This window comes from Nonomuraea sp. NPDC049504 (assembly GCF_040676845.1).
GTDB classification, from domain to species: Bacteria; Actinomycetota; Actinomycetes; order Streptosporangiales; family Streptosporangiaceae; genus Nonomuraea; species Nonomuraea salmonea.
The window spans coordinates 316,910-343,854 of sequence record NZ_JBFAPT010000004.1 but is presented as its reverse complement, the minus strand read 5'-3'; the positions used below and the strand labels follow the sequence as shown (position 1 = coordinate 343,854).

Here is a 26,945-nt window from a genome sequence, read left to right as displayed (position 1 = left end):
GGGAGTGGGTGCGGGAGTGGGTGCGGGAGGCGCATCGGCTGATCGGTGACCGCATTCGTCCCGTCTACGCCATGAACGACGAGCAGCCGGTGTCCGTGACCGTGCGGCGGGGGCGGGGGTCGTGCAGCCAGCGGATGGCGGTGCTCGAGGCGGTGGCTCGGGCTCGGGGGATCGCCACGCGGGTCAGGGGGCGGGTGATCGACGGGGCCTTCTGGTACGCGCGGTTCCCCGGCCTGCGGGCGCTGGTGCCTGACGAGGTGGTGCTGGCGTGGCCCGAGTTCCGGGTGGAGGGGCGGTGGGTCGCCGTGTCGGAGATCTATGACGGGTTGTGCGTGGGCTCCGGCTTCGACAACGCCGGCGCTGAGACGCTGTTCGACGCCGTCGCCAGGACGGCCGTGGACTGGGACGGCACCGTCGCGCCGACCTGCGATCTGTCGGCGCGGGTGGTGGCTGATCTCGGATATTTCGGGACGCGGGATGAATTGTTCCGGGAGTACGGGCAGACGTTGCGGCCCGGGGTGCGGTGGGTGGTCGATCTGATGATGAGCCGGCGGGGTGTACGCGGGTAAACCGGTGGCGGTCCTTGGCTGGGGTGGGGACCATTGCGCGGTGACGGAGATCGAAGTGCGGCGGGCCACTGAGGCGGATGCGGTGGTGCTGGCCCGGTTGAATGAGATCGTTCATGCGCTGCATGTCGAGGCGCGGCCCGATGTGTTCGTGGCGGCCGGGGACAAGGAGGAGGTGGCGCGGCTCTTCGTGCGGTTTCTGGGCAGGGAGGGGGCGCTGGTGTTCCTGGCCGAGGAAGCGGGGCGGGCGGTCGGGTACGTGACCGGGGTCGTGCATCGGCGCGAAGGTGACGTGATGCTGCGGGCGCGGAGTTTCGTGTCCATCGAGCACATCGCGGTCGATCCCGGGGTGGCGAGGTCGGGGGTCGGGTCGGCTCTCGCCCGGGCGGTACGCGAAGTCGGCAGAGAGGCGGGGTGCACCTCCGTGCTCACCGATGTGTGGGACTTCAACGAGGCGTCGCTGGCCTTCTTCACCGAGCTGGGGTTCCGGCCGATGCGGCACGTCCTTGAGCAGGCCCTGTGAGCAGGGAACGGCGGTTCGCTGCTGTGGAAGACCTCGGTCCCCTGGCACGGGAGGCGTTCAGCACCAGGCTCGAACGGGTGGAGCGGTTGCGGGGCGGCACCAAGAAGGGGGTCTATCGGCTGACGTTCGAGCGCGGGCCGAGTGCCGTCCTCTACGTGTGGGCCGACACGGAGAACTTCTGGGGGCCGGGCGCCGAAAAGTCGGAGATGGGGCTGTTTCTGGCGGCGCATCGGGAGTTCAGCGAGCTGGGTGTGCGGGTGCCGGAGTTGCGGTTCGCGGACGGGAGTGGGCGGCTCTATCCGGGTGAGGTGGCGGTCGTCGAGGACGTTCGTGGCGGCACGCTCGAACAGCGGCTCGGGAGCGACGACGGCGGTCTGGAACGGCTGGCGGAGCATCTCCAGAGGATGGCGGGGCACCGGTCGGCGGGGCTCGGCGAGGTCGGGCCGGTCAAGGCGGGGGAGGGCAGGCGCACGACGTGTCCTGAGGTGGTGCTGGGGTGGGCGCTCAAGGATCTGGGGGAGGCGGCCGGACGGGTTGAGGCCATCGGGCACAAGCGGGCCGCGTTCGAGGAGCTGCTGCGCGGCATGGCGGGCGGCGTCGAGCCGCGTACCGAACACTCATTGATTCACGGTGAGCTGGGGCCCGACCACGTGCTCATGGACGACGGCGGCGAGCCCGTGCTCATCGACATCGAAGGCGCGCAGTTCTTCGACGTCGAGTGGGAGCACGTCTTCCTGCGCATCAGGTTCGGCGAGCACTATCCGAGGCTGCGCGTCGAGGGGCTGGACGAGGGCAGGATGCGCTTCTACCGGCTGGCGCAGCACCTGTCGCTGGTGGCGGGCCCGCTGCGGCTGCTCGACGGGGACTTCCCCGATCGGGAGGCCATGATGGGCATCGTCCGGCGGCACATCGGGGAGGCGCTGAGCTTCGTTCGGGGCCCTTGCGTGGGTGGGGATCTTCGAATAGGAAGGTTTCCTGGCTGATAAGCGGGAGTTGAGGCGGTTGCGTACGGTCTTAGCGGTCCTCGGGCTCCTGCTCATCACGGCCTGCGGCGGCGGACAGGGGGACGAGCCCCCGGTGAACGCCGAGGACGTGATGTTCGTGCAGATGATGGTGCAGCACCATCGGCAGGGCATCGAGATCGCCAAGGTCGGCACGTCGCAGGCCACCGACCCGGAGGTCAAGACGCTGGCCTCGGCCATCGAGACCACGCAGCAGGACGAGGTCGAGATGATGACGCGCTGGCTGCGCGACTGGGACCAGCCGCTCACGCCGCCGACCAGCGCGCACGACCACCACGGCGGCATGCCGGAGACCGACGCCAAGCGCATCCAGGAGCTCAAGGCGTCGAAGAACTTCGAGTACGACCTGCTCAACCTGCTCATCGCGCACCAGGACGACGCCGTGCAGATGGCGTCGTCCGAGGTGGCGAAGGGGGCCAACCCCGAGGTGCAGAAGTGGGCGGCGCAGGTGCAGAGCTCCCGTAAGGGACAGATCGACATGATGCTCAAGCTGCTCAAGCGCTAACAGCGCTAACAACGCTGTCTGTGACGAAACGGTATCCCTCATAGACGCCATCCCGGAAAAGTGATTAGATCACTTGATATGTCCGAGGTAACGCGGCCCTCGCTTTCCGACGCGCTCACCGAGCGCATGCTGGAGCTCATCCGTACGGGCGGGCACCGGCCCGGCGACAGGCTGCCCTCGACCAGGGAGCTCTCCCAGCGCTTCGCCGTCACCACCCCGACGTTGCGCGAGGCGCTGCGCAGGCTCGAGGCCACCGGGGCCATCGAGATGCGGCACGGTTCCGGCATCTATGTCGGGCCCGCGATAGAGCGGCTGGTGCTGCCCAATCCGAACATGCGCGAGATGCACGCCCCCCAGCTCCTGGAGCTGCTCGGCGCGCGGATCGTGATCGAGCCGCCGCTGGCCGCGATGGCCGCGGAGCACGCCGCCGGTGAGGAGCTGGCGGCGCTGCGGCGGGTGCTCGACGAGGCGGGCAGGCATCTGCGCGGCGAGGACGCCGAGCTGCACGACGCGAACATGGCCTTCCACCGGGCGACCGCCCGGCTGGCGGGCAACAGCGTCCTGCACGAGGTGGTCGACTCGCTGCTGACCGTGCACGGCCCGGAGCAGCGCGAGATTCTGCAGATCTTCGACGACCGGCGCCGTGACTACGAGGAGCACCTGGCGATCCTGGGGGCCATCGAAGCACGCGACGCGGCGCAGGCCGAGGAGCGCATGCGGGCCCACCTGGTCGAGGTGAAGACCGTTATCGAGCACAGGTTGCAATCCCCCCGATGAGATCCAAGGAGGCCGGCTCATGTTCCGGTCACGTGTGGCCACGCTCGGCGTGGCGGCGCTCGTCCTGGCCGCCTGCGGTGGCAACGGCGCCGGCGAGCAGCAGAAGAAGACGGAGCTGACGCTCTACAACGACAAGGGCGCGTGGTCGAAGTTCTTCGACGAGATGGGCGCGCTGTCGAAGCAGCGGATCGGCCTGGGCATGAAGCCGACGGGTTATACGGACTCGGCGCAGTACCAGGCGTTCATCAAGGCGTCGTTCCGCACGAACGTCAAGCCGGACCTGTTCACCTGGCAGACCGGGGGGATGCTGGAGGAGATCGTCAAGCAGAAGCAGGTGGCCGACACCTCGGCCATCTGGCAGGAGGCGATCAAGGCGGGCGACCTGTCGCAGGACCTGCTGCCCTATTACACGGTCGGCGGCAAGCAGTACTGCGTGCCGATGAACGTCGCCTACTGGGGGATGTTCTACAACAAGAAGATCTTCGACAAGTACGGCCTGAAGTCGCCGCAGACCTGGGACGAGCTCGTCCAGGCGGCGGAGACCCTGAAGAAGAACGGGGTCAAGGCGTTCTACCACACCAGCGTGCTGTTCTCCTTCGTCTGGTTCGAGCAGCTCCTGGCCGGCACCGACCCTGACCTGTACGACCGCCTCGCCACCGGCAAGGCGAAGTACACCGACCCGGGTGTGGTGCAGGTGATGGAGCGGTGGAAGCAGCTCATCGACGCCGGATATTTCATCAATCCGGGCGATAAAACGGACCCGGGCGACGTCCTCAAGAACGGCAAGGCCGCGATGGTGACGTTCGGCACCTGGTTCAACACCAGCATGACCAGCCGCGACATGAAGGCCGGCACCGACTACGACTTCTTCGTCATCCCCAACGTCAACCCGGCCCTGCCCAAGACGTCGATGATCTTCGAGAGCGGCCCGCTGTGCTCGCTCACCAAGGCCGCCGACCCCGACGCCGGCATGAAGTACCTCAAGTGGTGGACCACCTCGGAGGCGCAGGACAAGTGGGCCAAGAGCCGCGGTGACGTCAGTGCCAACCCGAAGGTGACGATCGACGACAAGGTGCTCGGCACCGTCACCAAGGACGCGGGCGGCGGGAAATACCGCCTGGTCAACCGCTACTTCGAGGCGACGCCGCCGCCGATCCTGACGGCCGCGCTCGACGGGTTCAGCAAGTTCGTCACCGAGCCGGCGTCGTACAAGGAGGTCCTGGAGACCATCCAGAAGGCCGCCGACGAGTACTGGAGCACGCATCAGTGAGTGCGGTGCCATCCCAGTCGCAGGTGAGACGGGGCGCCCCGCTGCTCGGCCGGTTCCGGTACGGGTACGTGGCGCCCGCGGCGCTGCTGGTCGCGGTGCTGCTCTACGCGCCGTTCCTGTGGACCGCGTACCTGAGCCTGACCACGTACGACGGGCTGGAGCCGCCGGTCTGGAACGGCCTGGCGAACTTCGGCAAGCTCTTCGATGACGCGGCGCTGCTGACCTCGATCCGCAACACGCTGATCTGGGTGATCGGCACGATGGTGCTGCCGGTCGGGCTCGGGCTGCTGGTCGCGGTGCTGTCGTACGACATCAGGGGCGGCGCCTGGTTCCGAGTGCCGTTCATGCTGCCGTACGCGCTGAGCGGCGCGGGCCTCGCCATGGTGTGGAGCCCGATCCTGTCGCACGGCGGCATCGCGAACGTGCTGCTCGGCGTGGACACCGCGTTCCTCCAAGACGCGCCGGTGAACACGTTCGCCATGCTCGCGGTCTGGACCTGGCAGCAGCTCGGCGTGAACACGCTGCTGTTCGTCGTCGGCCTGCAGTCGATCCCCAAGGAGCCGATCGAGGCGGCGCGGCTGGACGGCGCGTCGGGGTGGCGGCTGTTCCGGCACGTGATCTGGCCGCTCATGCGGCCGCTGACGGCGGTCGTGGTGGGGCTCGCGCTGGTGGCCGGGCTGAAGACGTTCGACATCGTGTGGGTGCTGACGCAGGGCGGCCCTGGACGCAACTCCGAGACGCTCGCGGTGACCATGTACAAGGAGACGTTCGTGGCCAGCGACTACGGCTACGGCTCGGCGGTGGCGGTGCTGCTGACCGTGGTGACCGGGCTGGCCTCCTACCTCTATCTGCGCAGGCAGGTGACGGCCACGTGATCCGCCGCGCCGTGCTCGTCGTGCTCGGCCTGATCTGGCTCGGCCCGACGTACCTGCTGCTCGTCAACGCCTCCCGGCCGGCCGGTTCGTACGACCCGGCCAGCGCGTGGGTGCCCTCGGGCGACTTCTCCCTGTTCGACAACTTCGCCACCGCGCTGGACAGCGCGAACCTGACGCAGAGCCTGGCCAGCACCGCGCTCTACAGCAGCGTCTCGCCGCTGCTCGGCGTGCTCGTCGGCGCACTGGCGGGCTACGTGATAGTGGTGCTGCGGCTGCGCCACGGGTTCTGGTGGTTCCTGCTGATCTTCGGCGGGACGATCTTCCCCTCGCAGATGCTGCTGGTGCCGCTCTTCGTCGGCTACAGCGACGCCGGTCTGTACGACAGCCGCCTCGGCATGATCCTCATCTATACGGCGATCAACGTGCCGCTGGCCGCGTTCGTGCTGCGCAACTTCTACAGCGGCGTCGCGTTCTCGGTCTTCGAGGCGGCCCGCATGGACGGCGCCTCGACGTGGCGCATCTTCTGGCGCATCTACCTGCCGATCTCGTTCACGGCGCTGGCCGCCGTGTTCATCCTCGAGTTCACCTTCATCTGGAACGACCTCATCTTCGGCCTGACCCTGAGCCAGACCGAGGAGGTACGTCCGGTCATGACCGCCATCGCGGGCCTCATGACCGACGTGTACGCCGGCACCCCGGTCCCGGTCGGCCTGGCCGCCGGGCTCGTGGTCTCACTGCCGACCGTGGTGTTGTTCCTGGCAACCCAGCGCCTCTTCGCCAGGGGCCTGTCTCTAGGGAGTGTTCAATGACCAGCCGGTTGCTCCAGCGCAGCCTGGGAAGTCCCGACTACGACGGGATCAGGCAGGCGCTGCGAGACGACACCTCGACGCCCGTGCTCAGCGTGCGCGGGCTGGAGGTCAGGGTCGCGGTGCTGCCGCTGTTCACCCACGACGGCCGCCAGGCGGTCCGGGTCTCCAGCACCGAGCCGCTGACCCATGTGCTGGTGGGCGTGGACAGCGCGTCGGGCCGCGACGTGACGCTGCTGGTGCCGGAGGTGGACGCGCCGCGCGAGTTCACGCTGGAGTGCCGCGACGACGCGGGCGTGGTGGGCAGCGCGCAGATCACGGTGACGCCGCAGCGCAAGTGGAGCGTCTTCGTGGTGCACCATTCGCATCTCGACATCGGCTACACCGACCCGCAGGGCACGGTGCTGCGCCACCACCTCGACTACCTCGACGCGGCCGTACGCCTGGGGCAGGAGACCGCGTCCTGGCCGGACGACGCCAAGTTCCGCTGGACGGTCGAGTCGTCGATGCCGGCGCTGCGCTGGCTGGAGCACCGGCCGAAGGAAATGGTGGACGCCTTCGCCGAGCTGGCCAGGGCGGGCCTGATCGAGGTGACGGCGCTGCCGTTCCAGCTGCACACCGAGGCGTGCTCGACCGAGGAGCTGCACCGGCAGCTGCGCTTCACCGCGCAGCTCGAACGCCGCTACGGCTTCGCCACGAAGTCGGCCATGCACACCGACGTGCCGGGCGCGGTCGTGGGCCTGGTGGACGCGCTCAGTCAGCACGGCGTGCGCTATCTCGCGGCGGCGCACAACTGGGCCGGGCGGTCGGTGCCGTACCTGCACGGCGGTGACAAGCTGAGCAGGCCGTTCCGCTGGCGGGCGCCGAGCGGCAACGAGATCCTCGTGTGGTTCACCGACACGCCGCACGGGATGGCGTACATGGAGGGCAACACGGTCGGGCTGACCGACTCCTACGAGCTGGCCGACGACCTGCTGCCGCGCTACCTGTCGGCGCTGGCGACGCGCGGCTACCCGTACGGGCCTGGCACGTTCGGCTGGCAGGGGCCCGACGCTCCGAAGGAGCCGTACGAGCTGGACGTGCTGCACCTGCGGGTGCAGGGCGCGCACGCCGACAACGCGGGGCCGTCGATCGTGCCGGCGTCGATCGCGCGGCGGTGGAACGAGCAGTGGGCCTACCCGCGGCTGCGCAGCGCGGTCAACAGCGACTTCTTCGAGCACGTCGAGGAGCGCTACCACGACAGTCTCGCGGTGCACGAGGGCGACTGGACCGACTGGTGGGCCGACGGGCTCGGCTCGGGCGCGCGCCCGCTGGGATACGTGCGCAGGGCGCAGTCGGCGCTGCGGGTGGCCGAGACGCTGCACACGCTGGCCGGGGTGGACGCGACCGAGCGGATCGACGCGGCGTACGACAAGGTCGCGCTGTTCAACGAGCACACGTGGGGCGCGGCGAACCCGTGGGAGGACGCCGAGGAGGGCGGCGACTCGGGCGGCCTGCAGTGGACGCGCAAGTCGTCCGGCGCGTACGACGCCCAGGACGACGCCTCCGACCTGCTGCACGCGGCGGCCAGGAGGTTCGGCGCGGCGCTGTCGGAGTCGGGTGCCGCCGAGGGCGGCGCGCTGTCGTCGTTCGCCGTCTTCAACCCGGCGACGTGGACGCGCACCGACGTCGTGCGCGCCTTCCTGCCCCGGGACGTCGTCGGCGTGGAGGTGCCGATCGCGCTCGTGGACGCGCGGACCGGCGAGCGGCTGCCGCACCACGAGGAGCTGGTGGACCCGGCGGACTGGCCGACCAGGCCGATCGGCCGGCACGTGCACGCGGTCGTGCCCGACGTGCCCGGCTTCGGCTACGTCCGGCTCGACGTCGTGCCCGGCGAGACGCAAGCTCCCGAGCCGGTCGAGCTGGAGGAGAGCGGGGTGATCGAGAACGAGTTCTACCGCGTGGCGTACGACGTCCGCGAGGGCTACATCGGCTCGATCTTCGACAAGCGGGCGGGCCGCGAGCTGGTCAACGGCGACGCGGCGGCCGGTTTCGGCCAGTACGTCTACGACCGCTACGCCACGGCCCCGCACTTCAACCACCTGTCGGGCCACGTCGGCGCGCACGACCGCACGCTGCTCGGCGACCGGGCGATCGGCGAGCACGCCAGGATCACCGAGGCCAGGCGCACGGCCGTGGGCGACAAGCTGGTCGTGGAGCTGCGCGGCAAGGGCGTCGACTGGATCCGCGCGACGATCGAGCTGCATCACGGCGTGCCCAGGCTCGACCTGACCTACCAGCTCGCCAAGCAGGGCACCCCGGCGAAGGAGGCGGTCTTCCTGGCCTTCCCGTTCGCCGCGGGCCAGGCCACGGCCTGGGAGCTGACCGGCGGCGTCGGCGGGCCCGACGTGCCGAGGGTGCCTGGCTCGGCCGAGTACATGCTGCCGATCAGGCACTGGATCGCCTTCGAGGACCCTGAGCTGACCATCGCCTGGGCCACGCTGGAGGCGCCGCTGGTGCAGCTCGGCACCATCCACATGCCGTACGCGCCGTTCCCGCCGACCCTCGACCAGGAGGACGGCACGGTCTACTCGTGGGCGCTCAACAACATCTGGGACACCAACTTCCCGGCCCAGCAGCAGGGCGAGACGACGTTCCGGTACGCGGTGACGTCCGAGACGGGCGCGGGCGGGCGGCGGCTCGGCGCGGCGGCCGCCTCGGGGCTCTGCGAGCCGTTCGTGGGCGCGCTGATCACCGACAGCCCCGGGGTGTCGGAGACGTACGTGCGCGTCGACCATCCCGACGTGCTGGTCACCTCGATCGGCTGGGAGGGCGTGCGGTTGCAGTCGCTGGCCGCCGAGCCGGTGGAGACCACGGTGACGCTGCCGGGGCAGGAGCCGGTCGAGGTGCGGTTGCCCGCGTGCGGGGTGGCCGTGGTCAGGGGGACGCGCCAGTGAAGATCGTCGACATCAGGGCCACGACGGTGGCCGTGCCCCTGGAGGCGCCGCTGCGGCACAGCAACGGCGCGCACTGGGGGCGCTTCGTCCGGACGATCGTCGAGGTCGAGGCCGACAACGGGCTGATCGGGCTCGGCGAGATGGGCGGCGGCGGCGAGAGCGCGGAAGCGGCCTTCCGCGCGCTCATGCCGTACCTGAAGGGGCACGACCCGTTCCAGCTCGAAGCGCTGCGCTTCAAGATCGCGAACCCGACGGCCTCGCTCTACAACAACCGCACGCAGCTGCTGGCGGCGATCGAGTTCGCCTGCCTCGACCTGGTCGGGCAGCATCTCGGGGTGCCGGTCAGCGACCTGCTGGGCGGGCGCATCAGGGACGCGGTGCCGTTCGCGTCGTACCTGTTCTTCCGGTACGCCTCCGACGCCCACCCCGAGATCCGCACCCCGGACCAGCTCGTCGAGCACACGGCGCGGCTGAAGGAGGAGCACGGGTTCACCGTCCACAAGCTCAAGGGCGGCGTCTTCCCGCCGGACCACGAGCTGGAGTGCTACCGCGCGCTGGCCGAGGCGTTCCCCGGCGACCGGCTCAGGTACGACCCCAACGCCGTGCTGTCGGTGGCCGAGGGGCTGCGCTTCGGCAAGGCGATCGAGGGACTGAACAACGACTACCTGGAGGACCCGGTCTGGGGGCTCGAAGGGCTGCGGGCCGTGCGCGCGCAGGTCGGCGTGCCGCTGGCGACGAACACGGTCGTGGTGAACTTCGAGCAGCTCGCCTCCAACGTGCTGCGCAGGAGCGCCGACGTGATCCTGCTGGACACCACGTTCTGGGGTGGCATCAGGCCGTGCGTCAAGGCGGCGGGGGTGTGCGAGACGTTCCAGCTCGGGGTGGCCGTGCACTCGTCGGGGGAGCTGGGCATCCAGCTCGCGACGATGCTGCACCTCGGCGCGGTGCTGCCGAACCTCACCTACGCCGCCGACGCCCACTACCACCAGCTCAGGGACGACGTGATCGAGGGCGGGAAGATGGCGTACTCGGAGGGCGCCATCGCCGTCCCGGCCGGTCCAGGGCTGGGCGTGCGGCTCGACCGGGATCAGGTGGCGCGCTACGCCGAGCTCTACAAGGAGCTGGGCGGCTACCCGTACGACCGCGATCCGGGGCGTCCTGGCTGGTACGCGACGGTCCCCAACGAGAGGTTCGCGGATCCCGCGGTGGAAATCGCACCATAATGGGGCGATATGTCTGAAGAGTCAAAGCCCGCCGCCCCCGCCGACAACCTCGTCACCTCCTCCCACACCCTGCCGTCCGGCCAGGCGTACACCGCCACCGCCGGCACGATGGTGCTGCGCGAGGAGGTGACCACCGACGGCACGTTCGAGGGCCTGCGCCCCAAGGCCGAGGTGTTCATCACCGCCTACACCCTTGACGGCGCCGACCCCGGCAGCAGGCCGGTGACGTTCGCCTTCAACGGCGGGCCCGGCTCCTCCAGCGTGTGGCTGCACCTGGGCGTGCTCGGGCCCCGCCGGGTCGTCATGGGCGACGCCGGAGCGCTGCTGCCGCCCCCGTACGGGCTGGTGGACAACGAGGAGAGCCTGCTGCGGGTGAGCGACCTGGTCTTCATCGACCCGGTCTCCACCGGATTCTCGCGGGCCGCCCAGGGGGAGAAGGCGGAGCCGTACCACGGCTTCACCGGCGACCTGGAGTCGGTCGGCGAGGTGATCAGGCTGTGGACCACCAGGAACGGCCGGTGGATGTCGCCGAAGTTCCTCGCCGGCGAGTCGTACGGCACCGTGCGGGCCGCCGGGCTGGCCGAGCACCTGCAGTCGCGCTACGGCATGTACCTCAACGGCGTCATGCTCATCTCCTCGGTGCTCGACTTCATCACCGGCGAGTTCAACGAGGGCAACGACCTGGCCTACGCGCTCTACCTGCCGACGTACGCGGCCATCGCCCACCACCACGGCCTGCACGGCGACCGGCCGCTGGCCGACGTGCTGCGCGAGGCGGAGGAGTACGCCGACCGCGACTACCTGTGGGCGCTGGCCAGGGGCAACCGGCTCACCGCCGAGGACCGCGCGGCGGCCGTCGCCAAGGTCGCCGGGCTGACCGGGCTGAGCACCGACTACGTGGACCGGGTCGACCTGCGCATCGAGCACATCAGGTTCTTCACCGAGGTGCTGCGCCACCGGCGGCAGGTCGTCGGCAGGCTCGACGGCCGCTTCACCGGCTGGGACCCCGACGCCGGCCGCGAGCACTTCGCCGCCGACCCCAGCATGGACGCGATCATGGGGCCGTACAGCGCGGCGCTCAACCACTACCTGCGCACCGACCTGGGCTACGCCAACGACCTGCCGTACGAGGTGCTCACCTCGCGGGTGCGGCCGTGGTCGTACAAGGAGTTCGAGAACGCGCACGTGCAGGTCGCCTCCCGCCTGGGGGCGGCGATGCGGGCCAATCCGCACCTGCGCGTGCACGTCGCCTGCGGCTACCACGACGGCGCCACGCCGTACTTCGCCGCCGAGCACACCTTCGCCCACCTGCCCGTGCCGCCCGAGCTGACCGGCAACATCGAGTTCAAGTACTACGAGGCCGGCCACATGATGTACGTGCACGAGCCCAGCAGGCTCGCCCAGTCAGCTCACCTGGCGGCGTTCGTCCTCGGAGAGCAGGCGTGAGGCTCTGGCCAGGCGCTGCCTGAGGTTCTGGCGCAGCGCGGCGAAGCGGTCGGGGTTGTCGCGGATGAGGGCGTTCTGCAGGTCGGCGTCGGCCGCGTACCAGGCCGCGACCAGGCCCGACGCCCACTTGCACGTGGTGTCGGCCGTCGCGGTCTGCCGCTCCTCCTCCGTCACCGCCGTGGGCTCGTCCAGGTTCCAGCGGCTGTCGGCGATGGCGGCCTCGGGCGCGGGGTAGGAGTGGCCGGCCTGGCTCATGCACGACTGCCAGCGCTTGACCGCCGCCGTCACCGTCGGGTGCTTGGCGGCCTGTTCCAGCGTCAGCGAGTCCTGCAGGGCCAGCCACGGCCAGTCCGCCTTGCGCGCCCCCTCGTCCAGGGCGAGCGTGGCGCGGTCGAGGCAGCCGCGGTCGGCCGCGGTGCCGTACAGGCGGTGGCGGGTGCGCTTGGGCAGCTTGCCGGCCCAGGCGCCGGTCGTGTCGGGAGAGGGCGGCCTGGCCAGGTGGTAGCCGTGCCGCTTGGCCGCGTCCGGGTCGGTGACGCCGTAGCGGCGGGAGTTGCCGGGATCCACGGCGGCGATCGCGGCCGCGCTCTCGGCGGGCGGGTCGATGGTGATGCCCCGCTTGCGCATGCACCTGACGACGAGACGGTTGTGGGCGTTGCCCAGCACGGCCCGCTGCTCGGGAGTGGTCTTGTAGGCGTCGAACGGGAGCACGAGGTGTGACACCGAGGTGACGCCCTTGGTGGGCGCGGGCGGTGCCACCGGCTCTTCGACGCCGCAGGCCGCGGCCGCCGCCAGCACCAAAGTGCTCGCGATGAGCCGGCGGCAGCCGGTTTCCGAGGGCCAAGCCCGGAAACCGGCACTCCCTTTATCGCTCAGCGGCACCAGATGTCGAGCGCGCTGGCGCGGTTGTTGCCGATGGCGTTGTTCGCCAGGAAACCGTCGTTCGAGTTGTGCGTGAACGTGCTGTGCGCACCCGTGTAACCGGGGTGCTGCCAGAGCGTCGCACTGCAGCCGACGCGGTTGCGCACCGAGCTGGTCTCGTTGTCCATGCTGTGCCAGGAGTTGCTGAAGTCCCAGTTCAGCCAGTTGTTGTCGGCGAAGTTGGAGTCGTCCGAGATGAAGTCCCGCCAGTGGTCGACCTGGCCGCGGTTGTAGTCGTAACCGGCGTACAGGCAGACCCGGCCGCCGTAGCAGGTCGAGCGGGGGCTGGCCACCGCGGCGGCAGCGGGGGCGACCACGGTGAACAGCGTGGCCGCGGCGATGAGACCGGCGGCCTTCTTGGTGAGCCTCACAGGTGTATCTCCGATCAGTGAGTCGTTTCTGCCGGGAACCCGGCGCGCCGGAATCGCACGCGAGCGGCCATGACCCGCGTCGATTTCCCAAGGGCGCCGCGCCTCTGGAACGGGGCGCGGGCCCGGCCCGCCGCACTCACTGCTATCAGGGCCCTGCCCTGCGGTTTCGCCGCGTTGGCAGAAGTGTTGGCCCTCGTGGAGGAACCCGTGGTCTGCGCTCGACCTATTCGGGAAGCTCCTCGGGAAACTCCTCGGAAAACTCCTCCGAAAGCTACTCGGGAAGCGCCGCGGGGTTCTGCGCGAGCAGCCCGCCGTCCACGCGGTGCTCGGCTCCGGTGACGAACGACGAGCGCGGCCCCGCCAGGAACGCCACCACCTCGGCCACCTCCTCAGGGCGGCCCACGCGGCCCAGAGGATGGGTCCTGCCCCACTGCGCGACCTGCTCCTCCTGCGACAGCTCGCCCCGCCACAGGTCGGCCGCCCAGCGCAGCATCGGCGTGTCCACCGAGCCTGGGCAGACCGCGTTCACCCGGACGCCGTCCTTGGCGTGGTCCAGCGCCATGGCCTTGACCAGCCCGTTCAGCGCTGCCTTGCTCGCCGTGTACGCCGCCACCTGCGCCTGCGAGGCGAACGCCTGCACCGACGACACCACCACGATCGAGCCGCCGCCACGGGCGCGCAGCTGCGGCATCGCGGCCTTGCAGGTCAGGTAGACGCCCTTGAGGTTGATGTCGAGCACCTCGTCCCAGACCTCCTCGGGGGTCTCCTCGACCGTGCCGTAGCGCTGCACGCCCGCGCTGGTCACCACGATGTCCAGGCCGCCGTACCGGGAGACCGCGAGGTCCACCAGGCCGCGCAGGTCGTCGGCGCGGCGCACGTCGGCGACCCGGCCGGTGACGCGCTCGCCGTCCTGCTCGGCGTCCTTGTCCACACCGCAGAACACCACCGACGCGCCACCGGCCGCGAGCCGTTCGACCACCGCCCGCCCGATGCCCATCGAACCGCCCGTGACCAGCGCCACCTTGCCGTCGAACTCGGTCATGCCACCACCTCGGCGCGCATCTTCAACACCTTCGTCTCGTACGGGCCCAGCTCCATGGCCGTCCCGTTGTCCACTGCCGCGGCCAGGCCGTCGGTCGGCATGCCGGCGAACGGCTCAAGACCGACCGTGTACGCCTGACCCCACCAGGGGTACCCCGTGGTGGCGCCCAGCTCCTGCCACATCCACAGGTAGGGCAGGAGCGTGGCGTCCCACTCCACCCGGAAGCCGACCGCGCCGGTGATCTCGTACCAGCCTTCGTCGAAGCCGGTGAGGTAGACGATGTCGCTCGGCTGGCCGCGCTCGGGCACCACGCTCAGGTCCACCTCGCCGCCCCCGTCGGCGGGCACCACCGGCCACCGCCATGGGCCGCCCGCCTTGACCCGGCGCCCGCCGGGTGCGATCGGGGTCTCGTGCGGGATCACGGTGACGCCGTCGGGCAGCCTGATCCGGCCGCCCGGCCGCAGGAACGGCAGGCCGTACACGATGTGCTGGCCCCACATGGCGTGCAGCGGGAGCCCCGACTCGTTGGTGGCGCGCGCCTCGATCTCCAGCGCGGCCGTGCCGGAGCGCAGCCGCACCACCTTCTCCATCCGGTACGGCAGCCGCCGCGTCCGCACGCTGAGCCGTACCGCGACCTCCTCGGGGGAGTCGGCCACGACCGCGCACTCCCACGGCAGCCCCGCCACCTCGCCGTGCTGCGCCAGCCGCGCGCCGCGGTATTCGCTGGGCGCGCCGCCGTTGGGGAAGACGTCCTGCCAGCCGCCCTCGTAGTGGTCGATGAAGGGGGCGACGTCGTCGGGCGCGCCCTGGAGGTGCTCGCGCGGGTCGCGCAGGCCGCGCGGCGTGAGCCAGACGAGGTCGGTGTCGGTCGGCTTGTGCAGGAACTCGACGACGTCACCGCCCTTGCCCGGCAGCACGGTCACGCGCAGCCGCTCGTTCTCCAGGGTGACCGCGGCCAGCCCTTCGATCGTGCCCTGCCGCAGGCGGGCCGCCCAGTTGCGCCTCATTGGAACGTCACGTCCAGGAAGCGCGGGCGGTAGATGGAGACGTCGTCGTAGTGGTCGGTGTTGACGAAGCTGTTCACGTTGTACGACACCACGAGCCCCGGCCCGTCGATCTCCGGGTGCGCGTGGGCGTTGTAGGTGAAGATGTTCCCGTTGGTCTCGGGGGTCGTGTAGACGTGCTGCTTGGCGGTGAAGGGGCCGGCGGGTGAGCAGGCGGAGTAGGCGACGATGTTCGGGTTGAGCGCCACGGTCGTGTCATGCGTGATCAGGACATATCCGGATCCGACCTTGCTGACGCTGTACTCGTTCGCCACCCCGTCCATCACCCGCGCCGAGTCGGCCGGGTTCGCCGACCAGCCGCCGTCGGCCGTGCGGTACTCCCAGCGGCCGAGCAGGCTGTCGCCCTTGACCCTGGCGATGTGCATGTACTTCGGCGAGCCGAGGTCCTCGACCCCGTAGACGTAGGTGTGGCCGCCGTCCCTGAGGATGCCCGACGCCCAGGCCACGCCGTGGCCGCTCGGCAGATCGTGCACGCTGATCGGGCGCTCAAGGCGGCCCGGCGCGAACCTGGCGACCACGTTGCGGTGCCAGCGCCAGTCCCACGCGCCTTCGCCGAAGCGCTCGTACTCCTGGTAGGTGACCTCCACGAGGCCGCCGGCCAGCGTGGCGTCGCCGGCCCAGTACCAGTGGTTCGCGTCGCGCGGCGGCATCACGGCCTTGGGCTTCGCCTCGGTGCCGCCGTGGATCGTGGACAGCCGGCCGTCGCGCTCGACGGCGAAGGTGTTGTTGAGGAAGACCGTCGAGCCGCCCTCCTCGACCACCGGGGGCCTGGAGCCGTCCTCGTTGACCCGGCCGAGGAACGTGTCGGAGAAGACCCACAGCTCCTTGCCGCCGGGCAGCTTGAGCGAGTACGTGCCGTCGGCGCCCGTCCAGTCGTCCAGGCGGTTGTTGTCGTTGCCGTGGTTGGTGAACAGGCTGGTCAGCCGGGCGTCAGGGGTGGCGCTCAGGACCGTGGGCGCACAGGTGGAAGCCTCTTGCGCCGCCGAGGCGGGTTGAGGGACGGCGGTGAAGCCGAGCAACGCGATGGCGAGGGGGGCGAGGGCTTTGCGGAATCGCGTCATGAGAGTTCCTAGGGGGAGGGGAGTTCCCTACAGTTCTAGTCATTAGATCACTTGGTGTCCAGGCCCCTCGTGAGGGCGGCGAAATCCGGATGACCGGCTGGCGGGGCGCCCGTTACCCTGCCGGGATGGGCCACGTGGAAGTAGGACATCTGACGTACGTGCTGCCTGACGGGCGGCCGCTGCTCAACGACGTCTCCTTCCGCGTCGGCGAGGGCGTCAAGGCGGCGCTCGTCGGGCCCAACGGCGCGGGCAAGACCACGCTCATGCGCCTCATCGCCGGCGACCTGCAGCCGGTCGAGGGCAGCGTGGCGAGCTCCGGCGGGCTCGGCGTGATGCGGCAGTTCATCGGCAGCGTGCGCGACGGCAGCACCGTACGCGACCTGCTGCTCGGCGTCGCGCCACCGGCCGTGCGGCAGGCGGCGCAGCGGCTCGACGAGGCCGAGCTGGCCATGATGGAGCGCGACGACGAGAAGACCCAGCTCCGCTACGCGCAGGCCATCAGCGACTACACCGACGCCGGCGGCTACGAGTTCGAGGTGCTCTGGGACACCTGTACGGTCGCCGCGCTCGGCGTCCCGTTCGACCGGGTGCAATACCGCGACGTCGCCACGCTGTCCGGCGGCGAGCAGAAGCGCCTGGTCCTGGAGGCGCTGCTGCGCGGCCCCGACCAGACCCTGCTGCTCGACGAGCCCGACAACTACCTCGACGTGCCCGGCAAGGAGTGGCTGGAGCGGCAGCTCAAGGAGACCCCCAAGACCGTCCTGCTGGTCAGCCACGACCGCCAGCTCCTCGCGAACGCCGCCGACCGCATCGTCACCGTCGAGTCGGGCAACATCTGGATCCACGGCGGCGGCTTCGCCACGTACGCGGAGGCGCGCAGGGCCCGCAACGAGCGCCTCGACGAGCTGCGCAGGCGCTGGGACGAAGAGCACGCCAAGATCAAGGCCCTGGTCAACATGCTGAAGAACAAGGCGCGCTACAACGACGGCATGGCGGCCGCCTACCACGCCGCCCAGACCAGGCTGCGCAAGTTCGAGGAGGCGGGGCCGCCGGAGGTGGCGCCGAGCGAGCAGCACATCTCGATGCGGCTGCGCGGCGGCCGCACCGGCAAGCGGGCGGTGATCTGCGAGCAGCTCGAGCTCAGCGGCCTCATGCGCCCGTTCGACCTGGAGGTCTGGTACGCCGAGCGGGTCGCCGTGCTCGGCTCCAACGGCTCGGGCAAGTCCCACTTCCTGCGCCTGCTGGCCGGCGAGCAGGTCGCCCACGAGGGCGTGGCGAGGCTGGGGGCCCGCGTGGTGCCCGGCCACTTCGCGCAGACCCACGCGCGTCCCGACCTGCGCGGCCGCACCCCGGTCGAGATCGTCATGACCGAGCACGCCAGGCTCAAGAACGAGGCGATGAAGGCGCTGGCCCGCTACGAGCTGGCCGGCCGCGTGGCCGAGCAGCGCTTCGAGACGCTGTCCGGCGGTCAGCAGGCCCGGCTGCAGATCCTGCTGCTGGAGCTGTCGGGCGCCACGCTGCTGCTGCTCGACGAGCCGACCGACAACCTCGACCTGGCCAGCGCGGAGGCGCTGCAGGCGGGCCTGGAGGCGTTCGACGGCACGGTGCTGGCGGTCACGCACGACCGGTGGTTCGCCGCCGACTTCGACCGCTATCTCGTCTTCGGCGCCGACGGCATGGTCTACGAGTCGCCCGAGCCGGTCTGGGACGAGTCGCGCGTGGTGCGTCCCCGGTGAGAGATCCGCGTTAAAGAGTTGGTACGGCTGGCGCGTGTCCGCTGCCGGTCGTGCCATGTTCGGGTTATCACGGCAAAGTGATCCCGCGTAGCCGAACCGTCAGCCTCCTCGCACTCGGGGCGATCTGCCTCGCCGGGTGCGCGAGCGAGGAACGTCCCGTCCAGCCCCAGCTCAAGCCGCTCGCGATGAAGGAGCAGGTCTCCAACATCGTCAAGTCCGCCGACGGGTACGCCGTCAACTGGGCGGGCGTGCTGACCAACGCCAACCCGTGGCACTTCGGCGAACACGTGGTCGCCACCATCGTCGGCCACGACGCCAAGGGCGCCGAGGTGCTGAAGCTGGACCAGCCGCTCGACGCGGTGCCGCCGGGCGGCTCGCTGGCCTTCACCGGGCAGGCTCCGGCCTCGGTGAAGCCGGCGAAGGTGACGATCCAATACCGGCCCGCGCGGTGGCGGCAGGCGGCGCGGATCGTGTCGTCGTTCCAGCCGTTCCCGATCAGCCGGGTGCAGACCCTGCCCCAGAAAGACGGCTCTTACCTCATTACCGGATATGTCGATAATCCCTATCAAATGCCGGTGAGCAGCCTGGTCGTGACGGCGATGTTGCGTGATAAATCCGGAAAACTCCTCGGCGGTGGCGACACGTTCGTGGACGACGTGAAGGCGGGCAGCGCGCCCAGGTTCGTGCTGTCGGTGCTCGGCCTGCCGAAGAACGCCAAGGTCGCCAAGACCGAGATCACCGCCAGGACCTGGGGGTCCACCGGGCGTCCTTACGAGGAGCTGGCGCTGGCCGGCGCGATGCCGATGCACACGGTCAAGCCGACCAGCGAGCCGTTCGCGGTGGACAGGAGCACAGCCGTCCTCTCCGAACACAAGCAGTAATTTCCGCAAATTTCGGGCGGTAATGCTGTGCGGAGCGATATTTCCGTACGGGAATCCGCCCGCTCCCAGACAAGAACCGGCCATAAGCCCGGAAGTGGTGGAACTACTAGTTACCGATCCATTACCTTCGGTCACATGACTGACCGCGTCCTGGTGGAAGCACTCCGCGCCCGTGATCCAGGGGCACTCGCCACGCTCTACGACGCGTACGCGGAGAGCGTCTACCGCTACTGCTGGTCCCTTCTCCTCAGCGCCGAGAGCGCCCAGGTGGCGCTGCGCGACACGCTGATCGCCGCCGAGGCGCACGCCGGCGCCCTGGCCGACCCCGACAGGCTCGGCACCTGGCTCTACGCGCTGGCCAGAGCCGAGTGCCTGCGCCGCAGGGCCGCCGAGCCGACGGGCGCCGACGAGGGACTGGCCGAGGCGCCCGCCCTCGACGACCCCGCCGACGCCGACCTGCGCATCATGGCCTGGAACGCCGTCCAGAGCCTGCCCACGGCCGAGCGCGAGGTGCTCGAGCTCGTCCACCGCCACCGGCTGCCCGCCGCCGAGCTGGCGCAGGTGGTCGCGCAGCCCGTACGCCAGGTCGAGCTGCTGCACGAGCAGGCCCGCGAGAGCCTGCGCGAGGCCATCACCGCCGAGGTGCTGGCCAGGAAGGGCCCCTACGACTGCCCGCGCAGGGCCCGCATCCTGTCCGGCTTCTCCGGCGCGCTGACCACGGAGATGCGCGAGCACCTGGTCAGGCACCTGCCGCGGTGCGAGGTCTGCGCGCCCCACCGCAGCCGCGAGGTCTCCGTCGCCAAGGTCTACGAGCTGCTGCCCGAGCCCGCGCTGCCCGAGACGCTGCGGGTGCGCGTGATGAGCTGCTTCGCCGACCCCGAGCTGCTGCCCTACCGCCGCTACGTCGCCCGCCGCACGGCCGCGCTCGGCGCCGCCGGGTTTCCCGTTCCCGGCGCGCTCCACGGCAGGAGGTGGCCTCAGGCGGTGGCGGGCGCGCTGGCGGCGGTCGCGACCGTGGTGGCGATAGCGGTCATCTTCCAGCACATCGGAAGGGAGAACGGTGGAGTGACAGGTGTCGCGACGGCCGCGTTCCCGGCCACGGGCGAACCGCCCGGCATCCGCCTGCCCTGGCAGGCCGACCCCGAGGACGTCCCGTTGACCGTGCTGCCCATCCTCGACGGCACGACCGCGCAGCCGCTCGGCGTCACGGGGACGCCGGGGCAGCCGCCGCCGGTGGTCCCCGTGGTGGCCACGCAGACCGGCGGCGCTCCGCCGTCGTCAGGGCCTGGCGAGCCGGAGACGCCGCCCTCCCGGCCCGCCTCGCCACCGCCCTCCCCGCCCGCGCCACCGGAGGAGCCGCCGACGCGGCTCACGCCGCCCGCGGAAGAGCCGCCCGAGCAGCCCCCGACGCAGGCCCCGCCGGCGCAGACCCCGCCGACCCGGACCCCACCTCCGAAGCACCCGCGCCCCCCGAAACACCCGCACCCCCACCCGCCGAAGCCCCGGCCCTGCGGTCCCCGCACCCCCTGCCCGACCCCGTCCCCCTCGCCGAGCCCCACCCAGACCCCCACGCCCACCACCACGCCGTCGGAACCGGCCACCCCCACGCCCTCGGACGAGCCGTCCGCCACCCCAACGGAGAACCGCAGCTGAACCGCGTTCTGCCAGCGCTTCGGAAAGGGGCGATTGAGGCTCGGTGTGGTCACGTTACGTGAGTTAACCGGGGGGAATCGTGCGCATAGAGTAACCAACGGTTTCAGGGGGACCTATGCGCGCATTCCGGGCCGGGCTCCTCGCTGCCTGCCTGCTGGTGGCCACGTGCCCGCCCGCACTCGCCGAGCCGGGTCCGTCCCGTCACGACGTCAAGCGGGCCCGCCAGACCGTACGCGAGCGCTCCCACCAGCTCAGCCGCACCACCGCCGCCCTGGTGACCGCCCAGTCGCGGCTCGACCGGCTGGCGGCCGAGGTGGAGCGGCTGGTGGAGGCGTACAACGGGGAGGTCGTCCGGCTGCGCAGGGCCGAGCAGGCGCAGCAGCAGGCCACCGCCCGGCTCGCCGCCGCCGACGCCGAGGTCGAACGGGCCAGGCAGGACGTCGCGCTGCTCGCCGCCGAGAACTACGGCGGCCTGGGGACGGTCAAGCCGTACATGGGGATGCTGGCCGACCGCGGCGGCACGGACGGGTTCCTGCACCGGGCCATGGTGCTGGGCTATCTGGAGGAGGAGCAGGGCGCGGTCATGCGGCGCCTGCGCGACGCCCAGGAAGTGGCCGCGATCCTGCGGACGTACGCGGGGCGGGCGCACGCCGAGCGGCTCGCGGCGGCGGAGAGCGCCCGCCGGGCCAAGCTCGCCGCCCAGACCGCGGTCACCCGCCAGCGGCGCGAGACCCGGCAGCTGATGGCCAGGAAGATGACCCTGCAGCGCAAGGTGAACGCCGCCCGCACCCGTGCCCAGCTCCTCGCCAGGCGGCGCGCGGCGGCCCTGTCAGGGCTCGTCGCGGGCGGCTCGCGGATGGGGGACGTGGCCGCCAACTGGGCGCTCACCCAGCTCGGCAAGCCGTACGTGTGGGCCGCCGCAGGCCCCGAGACCTATGACTGCTCGGGGCTGACCATGCGGGCCTGGGAGAAGGTGGGCGTGCGGCTCGACCACTGGACGGGCACCCAGTGGACCTCGGGCCCGCACGTGCCGCTCGACCAGCTGCGCCGCGGCGACCTGCTGTTCTTCGCGCACGTCAGCGGCGACCCCTCGACCATCCACCACGTCGGCATCTACGTCGGACGCGGCCAGATGGTGCACGCGCCGCAGACCGGCGACGTCGTACGGGTGGCCTCGATCTGGCGCGGGGACCTGGTGGGCGCCACCAGGCCCCGCTGACGGCAGGTCAGTGGTGACCGTGCTCCTTGGCCCGGCGGAACGAGCGCTCGATCTCGGCCTCGGCCTCGATGCGGCCCACCCAGTTGGCGCCCTCGACCGACTTGCCCGGCTCGAGGTCCTTGTAGACCTCGAAGAAGTGCTGGATCTCCAGGCGGTCGAACTCCGAGACATGGTGGATGTCCTGGATGTGATGCATGCGGGGGTCGGTGGACGGCACGCACAGCACCTTGTCGTCGCCGCCCTTCTCATCCGTCATCCGGAACATCCCCACCGCACGGCACGTGATGTAGCACCCGGGGAACGTCGGCTCCTGCAGCAGCACCAGCGCGTCGAGCGGGTCGCCGTCCTCACCGAGGGTGTTCTCGATGAAGCCGTAGTCGGCGGGGTACTGCGTGGAGGTGAACAGCAGCCGGTCAAGCCTGATCTTGCCGGTCTCGTGATCGACTTCGTACTTGTTCCGTTGTCCCTTGGGAATCTCAACGACAACGTCGAACTCCACCGCGGTTCCTCCGCTCAGGCCCCCGGGCACCCCCGGGCGGGCGTTAATGTCTCGTAGGCGAACACAGGAGAGAGGGCAGGCGACGTGGCGCGGCGCGACCGGTTGGTGATGCTGACCACCCTCGCCGTGCTCCAGGTCCTGACGATCGTCATCGGCGTTTACGCGATGACCACCGACTTCAACCTGAGCGCGCTGACGAGCGGGTCTGCGCCGACCGATCCGACGGCGTCCCCGGCGGAAGGCTCTCCCCCCGTCCCCGTGGTCACCGCGGGGCCTGTGCTGGCCCAGCTTTCGGCGAAGTCAGGAGACGGACCTCTCCCGACTAAGGGTACTTTGACGAAGCAGTTGGCCAGCGCGCTGGGTGACGATGCGCTCGGCCGACGGGTGGGCGCGGTCGTCCTCGACACCGTCACAGGCGAGCAGCTCTTCGCGGCCAATCCCGACACCGCCATCACCCCCGCCTCCACCACGAAGATCATCACGTGCACCGCGGCCCTGGCCGCGCTCGGCCCCGACGCCCGGCTGTCCACCCGCGTCGTCCAGGGGACCAAGCCCGGCACGATCGTCCTCGTCGGAGGCGGCGACCCCATGCTCGCCGGCCCCCAGGCCAGGTCGTCCGACTACCCGAAGCAGGCGAGCCTGAACACCCTGGCCGCGCGCACCGCCGCCACGCTCAAGGCGCGGGGTGTGCGCAAGGTCACCCTCTCCTACGACGACAGCCTGTTCACCGGCAACCCCAAAGCGCCTGGCTGGAAGCCCAACTACATCCCCGACGGCGAGGTCGCCCCCGTCCACGCGCTGATGATCGACGAGGGCCGCCAGGACCCCCGCTTCCGCGCCCCCCGGGTCCAGAACCCGCCCCAATACGCCGCCGACGCCTTCGCCAGGCTCCTCGCCGAGCAGGGCGTCTCCGTCGCCAAGTCCGTACGTCCCGCCAAGGCGCCCGCCGGCGCCGCCGAGCTCGGCCGCGTCGACTCCGCCCCGCTCTACGCGCTCGTCGAGCACACCCTCACCCGCAGCGACAACGACCTCGCAGAAGCCCTCATGCGGCACGTCGCCATCAAGGAGGGCCAGCAGCCGTCGTTCGGCGGCGGCGGCAAGGCCGTGAACGCCGTGCTGCAGCGGCTCGGACTGGCCCAGAACGTCTCGCTCTCCGACGGCAGCGGCCTGTCCATCCGCAACCGCATCAGCCCTCACGCCCTCGCCAAGGCCATCGCCCTGGCCGGCGCGCCGCAGCACCCCGAGCTGCGCGCGGTCGCCACCGGCATGCCGATCGCCGGCTTCTCCGGCACGCTCGGCAACGGGCGGCGCTTCACCGGCGGCGACAGCAAGGACCAGGTCGGGCTCGTCCGCGCCAAGACCGGCACGCTCAACCACATCAACACGCTCGCCGGGCTCGCCACCACCAAGGACGGGCGGCTGGTCACCTACGCCTTCATGGCCGACCAGGTGCCGGTCAACGCCGAACCCGTGCTCGATCGGCTCGCGGCCATCGTCGCACGTTCCTGAGCACGTTCCCCAGCACGGTCCCCGGCACGGTCCTCGGCACGTTCCTCCGCACGGTCCTTCGCGGCCCGGACCAGAAGCACGTACCGTGGACGGTATGCAGGTGATCGACTGGGATCTGGCCGTCACGACCGGCACGCGCCTCGTGCGCCCCGGCCCACAGGTGAGCCGGGAGGAGGCCAGGCAGGCCGTCGCCGAGCTCCGCACTCTGTCACGCGAGGCCGAAGGGCACGTGCGGCAGTTCACCAAGATCCACACGGAGACCGCGCCGCAGCCGGCGACCATCGTCGACCGGCCCGGCTGGATCAAGGCCAACGTCGAGGGCTTCCGCGTGGTGCTCGAGCCGCTCACGCAGCGCATGGGCAACTCCGACAACCAGCCGCCGGCCATCGTCACCGCCGTCGGCTCCCGCATCACGGGCGTCGAGGTCGGGGCCGTGCTGGCCTTCCTCGCCTCCCGCGTGCTGGGGCAGTACGAGCTGTTCCTGCCGCCCGACCCCACCGGTCAGGAGCCCGCGGGGCGGCTCACGCTCGTCGCGCCCAACATCGTCCACGCCGAGCGCGAGATGGGCGTCAACCCCCACGACTTCCGCCTGTGGGTGTGCCTCCACGAGGAGACCCACCGCGTGCAGTTCACCGGCGTGCCCTGGCTGCGCGAATACGTGCGCTCCCAGATGACCGAGTTCCTGCTCGCGTCCGATCTTGACCTGCCCACCCTGCTCGAGCGCCTCCGCAACGCCGCCGACACCGTCGCCGACGTGGTGCGCGGCGGCGAGGGCAACCTCATCGACGCCATCCAGTCGCCCGGCCAGAAGGAGATCCTCGACCGCCTCACGGCCGTCATGACGCTGGTGGAGGGCCACGGCGACTACGTCATGGACGCGGTAGGGCCGTCCGTGGTCCCCTCGGTGGCCGACATCCGCGCCAAGTTCGCGCAACGCCGCGAGGGCGGCTCCCGCCTCGACCGCACGGTCCGCCGCCTGCTGGGCATAGAAGTCAAAATGAAGCAGTACGCGGAAGGCTCCGCCTTCGTCCGCACGGTGGTGGACCGAGTGGGCATGGACGGCTTCAACAAAATCTGGACATCCCCCGAAACCCTCCCCACGACCCCGGAGATAGCCGACCCGACGTCCTGGATCAGCCGCGTAATAGGCACCCCGGCCCTCCCCGCCTAGCAGAGGAGTCGGACAACAAAGCCTTACGACCCCGCAGCAGCGGCACGCGCCCACATCACCGCGGCGCCGCTGAGCGACGGGAGCCCTCGCTCCTCGGGGTTCTCACGAGCGCCGCGTCGGCGGGATGGGGTACGGCGGAGGCCGGCGCCTGTGGTCGGCGGTCCGCGTCCACGCCGTTCGTGAGAGACGGCGCGCGTCGGCTGGAGCGGGGAAGCCACGGTGGCGCGGGTGCGCAGGGGCCGGTGCTTGTCGGGGGTGGGGCGGGGCAGGCGGGAGAATGCGTGCGTGGGTCCACATCCGGCTGTTGCTGATGTACGTAGGGCTGTGCGGGAGGCGTTGGCCGATCTGCCGCAGGGGGCGCTCGTTCTCGTCGCCTGTAGTGGTGGGGCGGATTCGTTGGCGCTGGCGGCGGCGACCGCGTTCGTGGCGCCTCGGGCCGAGCTCAGGGCCGGGCTGGTGACCGTTGATCATCAACTGCAGGAGGGGTCGGGGGAGCGGGCCGTCTCTGTGGCGCGGATCGGGTCGGAAATGGGGCTCGGTCCGTCCGAGGTGCTGACCGTCACCGTCGGTACTGAAGGAGGGCCTGAGGCGGCGGCCAGGGAGGCGCGGTATGCGGCGCTGAGCGAGGCGGCGGAGAGGCTGCGGGCGGCGGCGGTGTTGCTGGGGCACACCAGGGATGATCAGGCTGAGACGGTTCTGCTGGGGCTGGCCCGGGGGAGCGGCACTCGGAGTCTGTCGGGGATGGCATCCGTCGCGGCGATCTATCGGCGCCCGCTGCTGGGCATCCCTCGGGCGACCACGGTGGCGGCTTGCGGCGCGCTCGGTCTGCGGCCCTGGGATGATCCACACAACGAGGATCCGCGCTTCACCCGGGTGCGGGTCCGCCGGCGGGTGCTGCCGGTGCTGGAGGCGGAGCTCGGGCCGGGGGTGGCGGAGGCGCTCGCGCGGACGGCGGCCATGGCGCGGGAGGACGCGGACGCGCTCGACGAGTGGGCCGATTCCGCGTACGAAAATTGCGCTCTAAGCGATATCGGCGGGTCGGTGAGGCTGCCGGTGACGGAGTTGGAGAAGCTGCCCGGCGCCGTGAGGCGGCGGATGGTGCGGAGGGCGGCGATCGCGGCGGGAGCGCCGTCCGGAGCCCTGTCGGCGACCCACGTGCTGGCGGTGGACCGGCTGCTCACGCACTGGCACGGGCAGAAAGCCGTGGATCTGCCCGGGGGTCTGTCCGCCGTCCGGCGGTATGGCACCCTGATATTCGCCATCAGTCCCATCCCGTAAGGAACCACAGGTGGACGCTGCCGACATGGGCAATGACCTGGAAAAGGTGCTCATTCCCGAGGACGAGCTCCAGGCGAAGATCAAAGAACTCGCGGCCCGGATAGACGAGGATTACGCGGGCAAGGAAGTGCTGCTCGTCGGCGTGCTGAAGGGCGCGGTCATGGTGATGGCCGACCTGGCCAGAGCGTTGCACGTGCCGGTGCAGATGGACTGGATGGCGGTGTCGTCGTACGGCGCGGGCACCAAGTCGTCCGGCGTCGTACGCGTGCTGAAAGACCTCGACACCGACATCTTGAACCGTCATGTGCTGATCGTCGAGGACATCATCGACTCGGGCCTGACGCTGCACTGGCTGCTGGAAAACCTGAAGTCGCGCAATCCGGCGTCGCTGGAGATCTGCGCCGCGCTGCGGAAACCCGACGCGGTGAAGGTGCCGATCGACGTCAAATACGTGGGCTTCGACATTCCCAGCGAGTTCGTCATCGGTTATGGGCTCGACTACGCGGAGCGCTACCGCAACCTGCCGTTCATCGGCACCCTGGCGCCGCACGTATATCGATAGCGCTTCGGGCCCTCCCTTCCGGCAATGGC

At 70.5% G+C, this 26,945-nt stretch carries 25 protein-coding genes; 19 read left to right on the top strand and 6 right to left on the bottom strand.

From position 1 onward, the window contains the following. Positions 1-8: 8 nt before the first annotated feature. The 11 genes from AB0K28_RS10650 (at position 9) to AB0K28_RS10600 (ending at position 11,949) form a co-directional block, all read left to right on the top strand. Positions 9-569 carry a transglutaminase domain-containing protein gene (locus AB0K28_RS10650; RefSeq protein WP_364367718.1) on the top strand — a complete coding sequence of 187 codons (561 nt, stop codon included), beginning with the start codon at positions 9-11 and terminating at the stop codon, positions 567-569. A 40-nt stretch (positions 570-609) separates the two neighbouring features. Further along, positions 610-1,089, top strand: coding sequence for a GNAT family N-acetyltransferase (locus AB0K28_RS10645; protein WP_345392458.1), 480 nt, complete (start codon positions 610-612; stop codon positions 1,087-1,089). Continuing rightward, positions 1,086-2,072, top strand: a complete 987-nt coding sequence (locus AB0K28_RS10640) for a phosphotransferase (RefSeq protein ID WP_364367716.1) — start codon at positions 1,086-1,088, stop codon at positions 2,070-2,072. The genes AB0K28_RS10645 and AB0K28_RS10640 overlap by 4 nt, the downstream gene beginning before the upstream one ends. A 19-nt stretch (positions 2,073-2,091) precedes the next feature. After that, on the top strand, positions 2,092-2,616 hold the full coding sequence (locus AB0K28_RS10635; RefSeq protein WP_345392452.1) for a DUF305 domain-containing protein: 525 nt from the start codon (positions 2,092-2,094) through the stop codon (positions 2,614-2,616). A gap of 78 nt (positions 2,617-2,694) precedes the next feature. Then, positions 2,695-3,393, top strand: a complete 699-nt coding sequence (locus tag AB0K28_RS10630) for an FCD domain-containing protein (RefSeq protein WP_364367713.1) — start codon at positions 2,695-2,697, stop codon at positions 3,391-3,393. A 19-nt stretch (positions 3,394-3,412) separates the two neighbouring features. Beyond that, complete coding sequence (locus tag AB0K28_RS10625) at positions 3,413-4,663, top strand: ABC transporter substrate-binding protein (RefSeq protein ID WP_364367710.1); 1,251 nt, start codon at positions 3,413-3,415, stop codon at positions 4,661-4,663. A 23-nt stretch (positions 4,664-4,686) separates the two neighbouring features. After that, positions 4,687-5,538, top strand: coding sequence for a sugar ABC transporter permease (locus AB0K28_RS10620; protein ID WP_364367707.1), 852 nt, complete (start codon positions 4,687-4,689; stop codon positions 5,536-5,538). After that, positions 5,535-6,347, top strand: coding sequence for a carbohydrate ABC transporter permease (locus AB0K28_RS10615; protein WP_364367704.1), 813 nt, complete (start codon positions 5,535-5,537; stop codon positions 6,345-6,347). Before AB0K28_RS10620 ends, AB0K28_RS10615 begins: the two co-directional genes overlap by 4 nt. Then, positions 6,344-9,280: a glycoside hydrolase family 38 C-terminal domain-containing protein gene (locus tag AB0K28_RS10610; protein WP_364367701.1), complete on the top strand. Its 2,937-nt coding sequence runs from the start codon at positions 6,344-6,346 to the stop codon at positions 9,278-9,280. Before AB0K28_RS10615 ends, AB0K28_RS10610 begins: the two co-directional genes overlap by 4 nt. Next, positions 9,277-10,503 (top strand): enolase C-terminal domain-like protein, encoded by a 1,227-nt coding sequence (locus tag AB0K28_RS10605; protein WP_364367698.1) that lies wholly within the window; start codon positions 9,277-9,279, stop codon positions 10,501-10,503. The genes AB0K28_RS10610 and AB0K28_RS10605 overlap by 4 nt, the downstream gene beginning before the upstream one ends. 9 nt (positions 10,504-10,512) lie before the next feature. Then, positions 10,513-11,949, top strand: coding sequence for a peptidase S10 (locus tag AB0K28_RS10600; protein ID WP_364367695.1), 1,437 nt, complete (start codon positions 10,513-10,515; stop codon positions 11,947-11,949). Here AB0K28_RS10600 and AB0K28_RS10595 read toward each other — a convergent pair. The 5 genes from AB0K28_RS10595 to AB0K28_RS10575 form a co-directional block, all read right to left on the bottom strand. Continuing rightward, on the bottom strand, positions 11,908-12,750 hold the full coding sequence (locus AB0K28_RS10595) for a hypothetical protein (protein ID WP_364367692.1): 843 nt from the start codon (positions 12,748-12,750) through the stop codon (positions 11,908-11,910). The genes AB0K28_RS10600 and AB0K28_RS10595 overlap by 42 nt on opposite strands. A gap of 71 nt (positions 12,751-12,821) precedes the next feature. Continuing rightward, entirely contained in the window at positions 12,822-13,241 is a 420-nt protein-coding gene (locus AB0K28_RS10590) for a peptidase inhibitor family I36 protein (protein WP_364367689.1), read from the bottom strand. Between the two features lie 271 nt (positions 13,242-13,512). Further along, the gene (locus AB0K28_RS10585) at positions 13,513-14,283 is read right to left on the bottom strand and encodes an SDR family oxidoreductase (protein WP_345392419.1); all 771 of its coding nucleotides are present in this window, start codon (positions 14,281-14,283) and stop codon (positions 13,513-13,515) included. Continuing rightward, on the bottom strand, positions 14,280-15,290 hold the full coding sequence (locus AB0K28_RS10580; RefSeq protein ID WP_364367686.1) for a DUF4432 family protein: 1,011 nt from the start codon (positions 15,288-15,290) through the stop codon (positions 14,280-14,282). The genes AB0K28_RS10585 and AB0K28_RS10580 overlap by 4 nt, the downstream gene beginning before the upstream one ends. Beyond that, positions 15,287-16,408 (bottom strand): DUF4185 domain-containing protein, encoded by a 1,122-nt coding sequence (locus AB0K28_RS10575; protein ID WP_364367683.1) that lies wholly within the window; start codon positions 16,406-16,408, stop codon positions 15,287-15,289. Before AB0K28_RS10575 ends, AB0K28_RS10580 begins: the two co-directional genes overlap by 4 nt. 125 nt (positions 16,409-16,533) lie before the next feature. Here AB0K28_RS10575 and AB0K28_RS10570 point away from each other — a divergent pair, with 125 nt between their 5' ends. From AB0K28_RS10570 to AB0K28_RS10555, 4 genes are all read left to right on the top strand, one after another. Continuing rightward, on the top strand, positions 16,534-18,144 hold the full coding sequence (locus AB0K28_RS10570; RefSeq protein ID WP_364367680.1) for an ATP-binding cassette domain-containing protein: 1,611 nt from the start codon (positions 16,534-16,536) through the stop codon (positions 18,142-18,144). 77 nt (positions 18,145-18,221) lie between these two features. Then, complete coding sequence (locus AB0K28_RS10565; RefSeq protein ID WP_364367678.1) at positions 18,222-19,025, top strand: hypothetical protein; 804 nt, start codon at positions 18,222-18,224, stop codon at positions 19,023-19,025. Between the two features lie 135 nt (positions 19,026-19,160). After that, complete coding sequence (locus AB0K28_RS10560) at positions 19,161-20,678, top strand: sigma-70 family RNA polymerase sigma factor (protein WP_364367676.1); 1,518 nt, start codon at positions 19,161-19,163, stop codon at positions 20,676-20,678. A 115-nt stretch (positions 20,679-20,793) separates the two neighbouring features. Further along, the gene (locus AB0K28_RS10555; protein WP_364367673.1) at positions 20,794-21,897 is read left to right on the top strand and encodes a C40 family peptidase; all 1,104 of its coding nucleotides are present in this window, start codon (positions 20,794-20,796) and stop codon (positions 21,895-21,897) included. 7 nt (positions 21,898-21,904) lie between these two features. Here AB0K28_RS10555 and AB0K28_RS10550 read toward each other — a convergent pair whose 3' ends face one another. Then, positions 21,905-22,396, bottom strand: a complete 492-nt coding sequence (locus AB0K28_RS10550; protein ID WP_355412661.1) for an inorganic diphosphatase — start codon at positions 22,394-22,396, stop codon at positions 21,905-21,907. 84 nt (positions 22,397-22,480) lie between these two features. Between AB0K28_RS10550 and dacB the strand changes: the two genes are divergently transcribed. The 4 genes from dacB (at position 22,481) to hpt (ending at position 26,916) form a co-directional block, all read left to right on the top strand. Next, positions 22,481-23,905: a D-alanyl-D-alanine carboxypeptidase/D-alanyl-D-alanine-endopeptidase gene (gene dacB, locus AB0K28_RS10545; protein ID WP_364367670.1), complete on the top strand. Its 1,425-nt coding sequence runs from the start codon at positions 22,481-22,483 to the stop codon at positions 23,903-23,905. 94 nt (positions 23,906-23,999) lie between these two features. Then, positions 24,000-25,076 carry a zinc-dependent metalloprotease gene (locus tag AB0K28_RS10540; protein WP_364367667.1) on the top strand — a complete coding sequence of 359 codons (1,077 nt, stop codon included), beginning with the start codon at positions 24,000-24,002 and terminating at the stop codon, positions 25,074-25,076. Positions 25,077-25,361: 285 nt separating this feature from the next. Then, entirely contained in the window at positions 25,362-26,354 is a 993-nt protein-coding gene (gene tilS, locus AB0K28_RS10535; RefSeq protein WP_364367664.1) for a tRNA lysidine(34) synthetase TilS, read from the top strand. A 10-nt stretch (positions 26,355-26,364) separates the two neighbouring features. Further along, positions 26,365-26,916, top strand: a complete 552-nt coding sequence (hpt, locus tag AB0K28_RS10530) for a hypoxanthine phosphoribosyltransferase (RefSeq protein ID WP_364367661.1) — start codon at positions 26,365-26,367, stop codon at positions 26,914-26,916. Positions 26,917-26,945: the final 29 nt, after the last annotated feature.

Bases quoted from the DNA above. Each gene is read 5' to 3' on its own strand.
- AB0K28_RS10625 (WP_364367710.1), top strand. From the start codon at position 3,413: ATGTTCCGGTCACGTGTGGCCACGCTCGGCGTGGCGGCGCTCGTCCTG.
- AB0K28_RS10610 (WP_364367701.1), top strand. From the start codon at position 6,344: ATGACCAGCCGGTTGCTCCAGCGCAGCCTGGGAAGTCCCGACTACGAC.
- AB0K28_RS10560 (WP_364367676.1), top strand. From the start codon at position 19,161: ATGACTGACCGCGTCCTGGTGGAAGCACTCCGCGCCCGTGATCCAGGG.
- AB0K28_RS10585 (WP_345392419.1), bottom strand. From the start codon at position 14,283: ATGACCGAGTTCGACGGCAAGGTGGCGCTGGTCACGGGCGGTTCGATG.
- AB0K28_RS10555 (WP_364367673.1), top strand. From the start codon at position 20,794: ATGCGCGCATTCCGGGCCGGGCTCCTCGCTGCCTGCCTGCTGGTGGCC.
- AB0K28_RS10600 (WP_364367695.1), top strand. From the start codon at position 10,513: ATGTCTGAAGAGTCAAAGCCCGCCGCCCCCGCCGACAACCTCGTCACC.
- AB0K28_RS10570 (WP_364367680.1), top strand. From the start codon at position 16,534: ATGGGCCACGTGGAAGTAGGACATCTGACGTACGTGCTGCCTGACGGG.
- AB0K28_RS10580 (WP_364367686.1), bottom strand. From the start codon at position 15,290: ATGAGGCGCAACTGGGCGGCCCGCCTGCGGCAGGGCACGATCGAAGGG.
- AB0K28_RS10575 (WP_364367683.1), bottom strand. From the start codon at position 16,408: ATGACGCGATTCCGCAAAGCCCTCGCCCCCCTCGCCATCGCGTTGCTC.
- AB0K28_RS10630 (WP_364367713.1), top strand. From the start codon at position 2,695: ATGTCCGAGGTAACGCGGCCCTCGCTTTCCGACGCGCTCACCGAGCGC.
- AB0K28_RS10540 (WP_364367667.1), top strand. From the start codon at position 24,000: ATGCAGGTGATCGACTGGGATCTGGCCGTCACGACCGGCACGCGCCTC.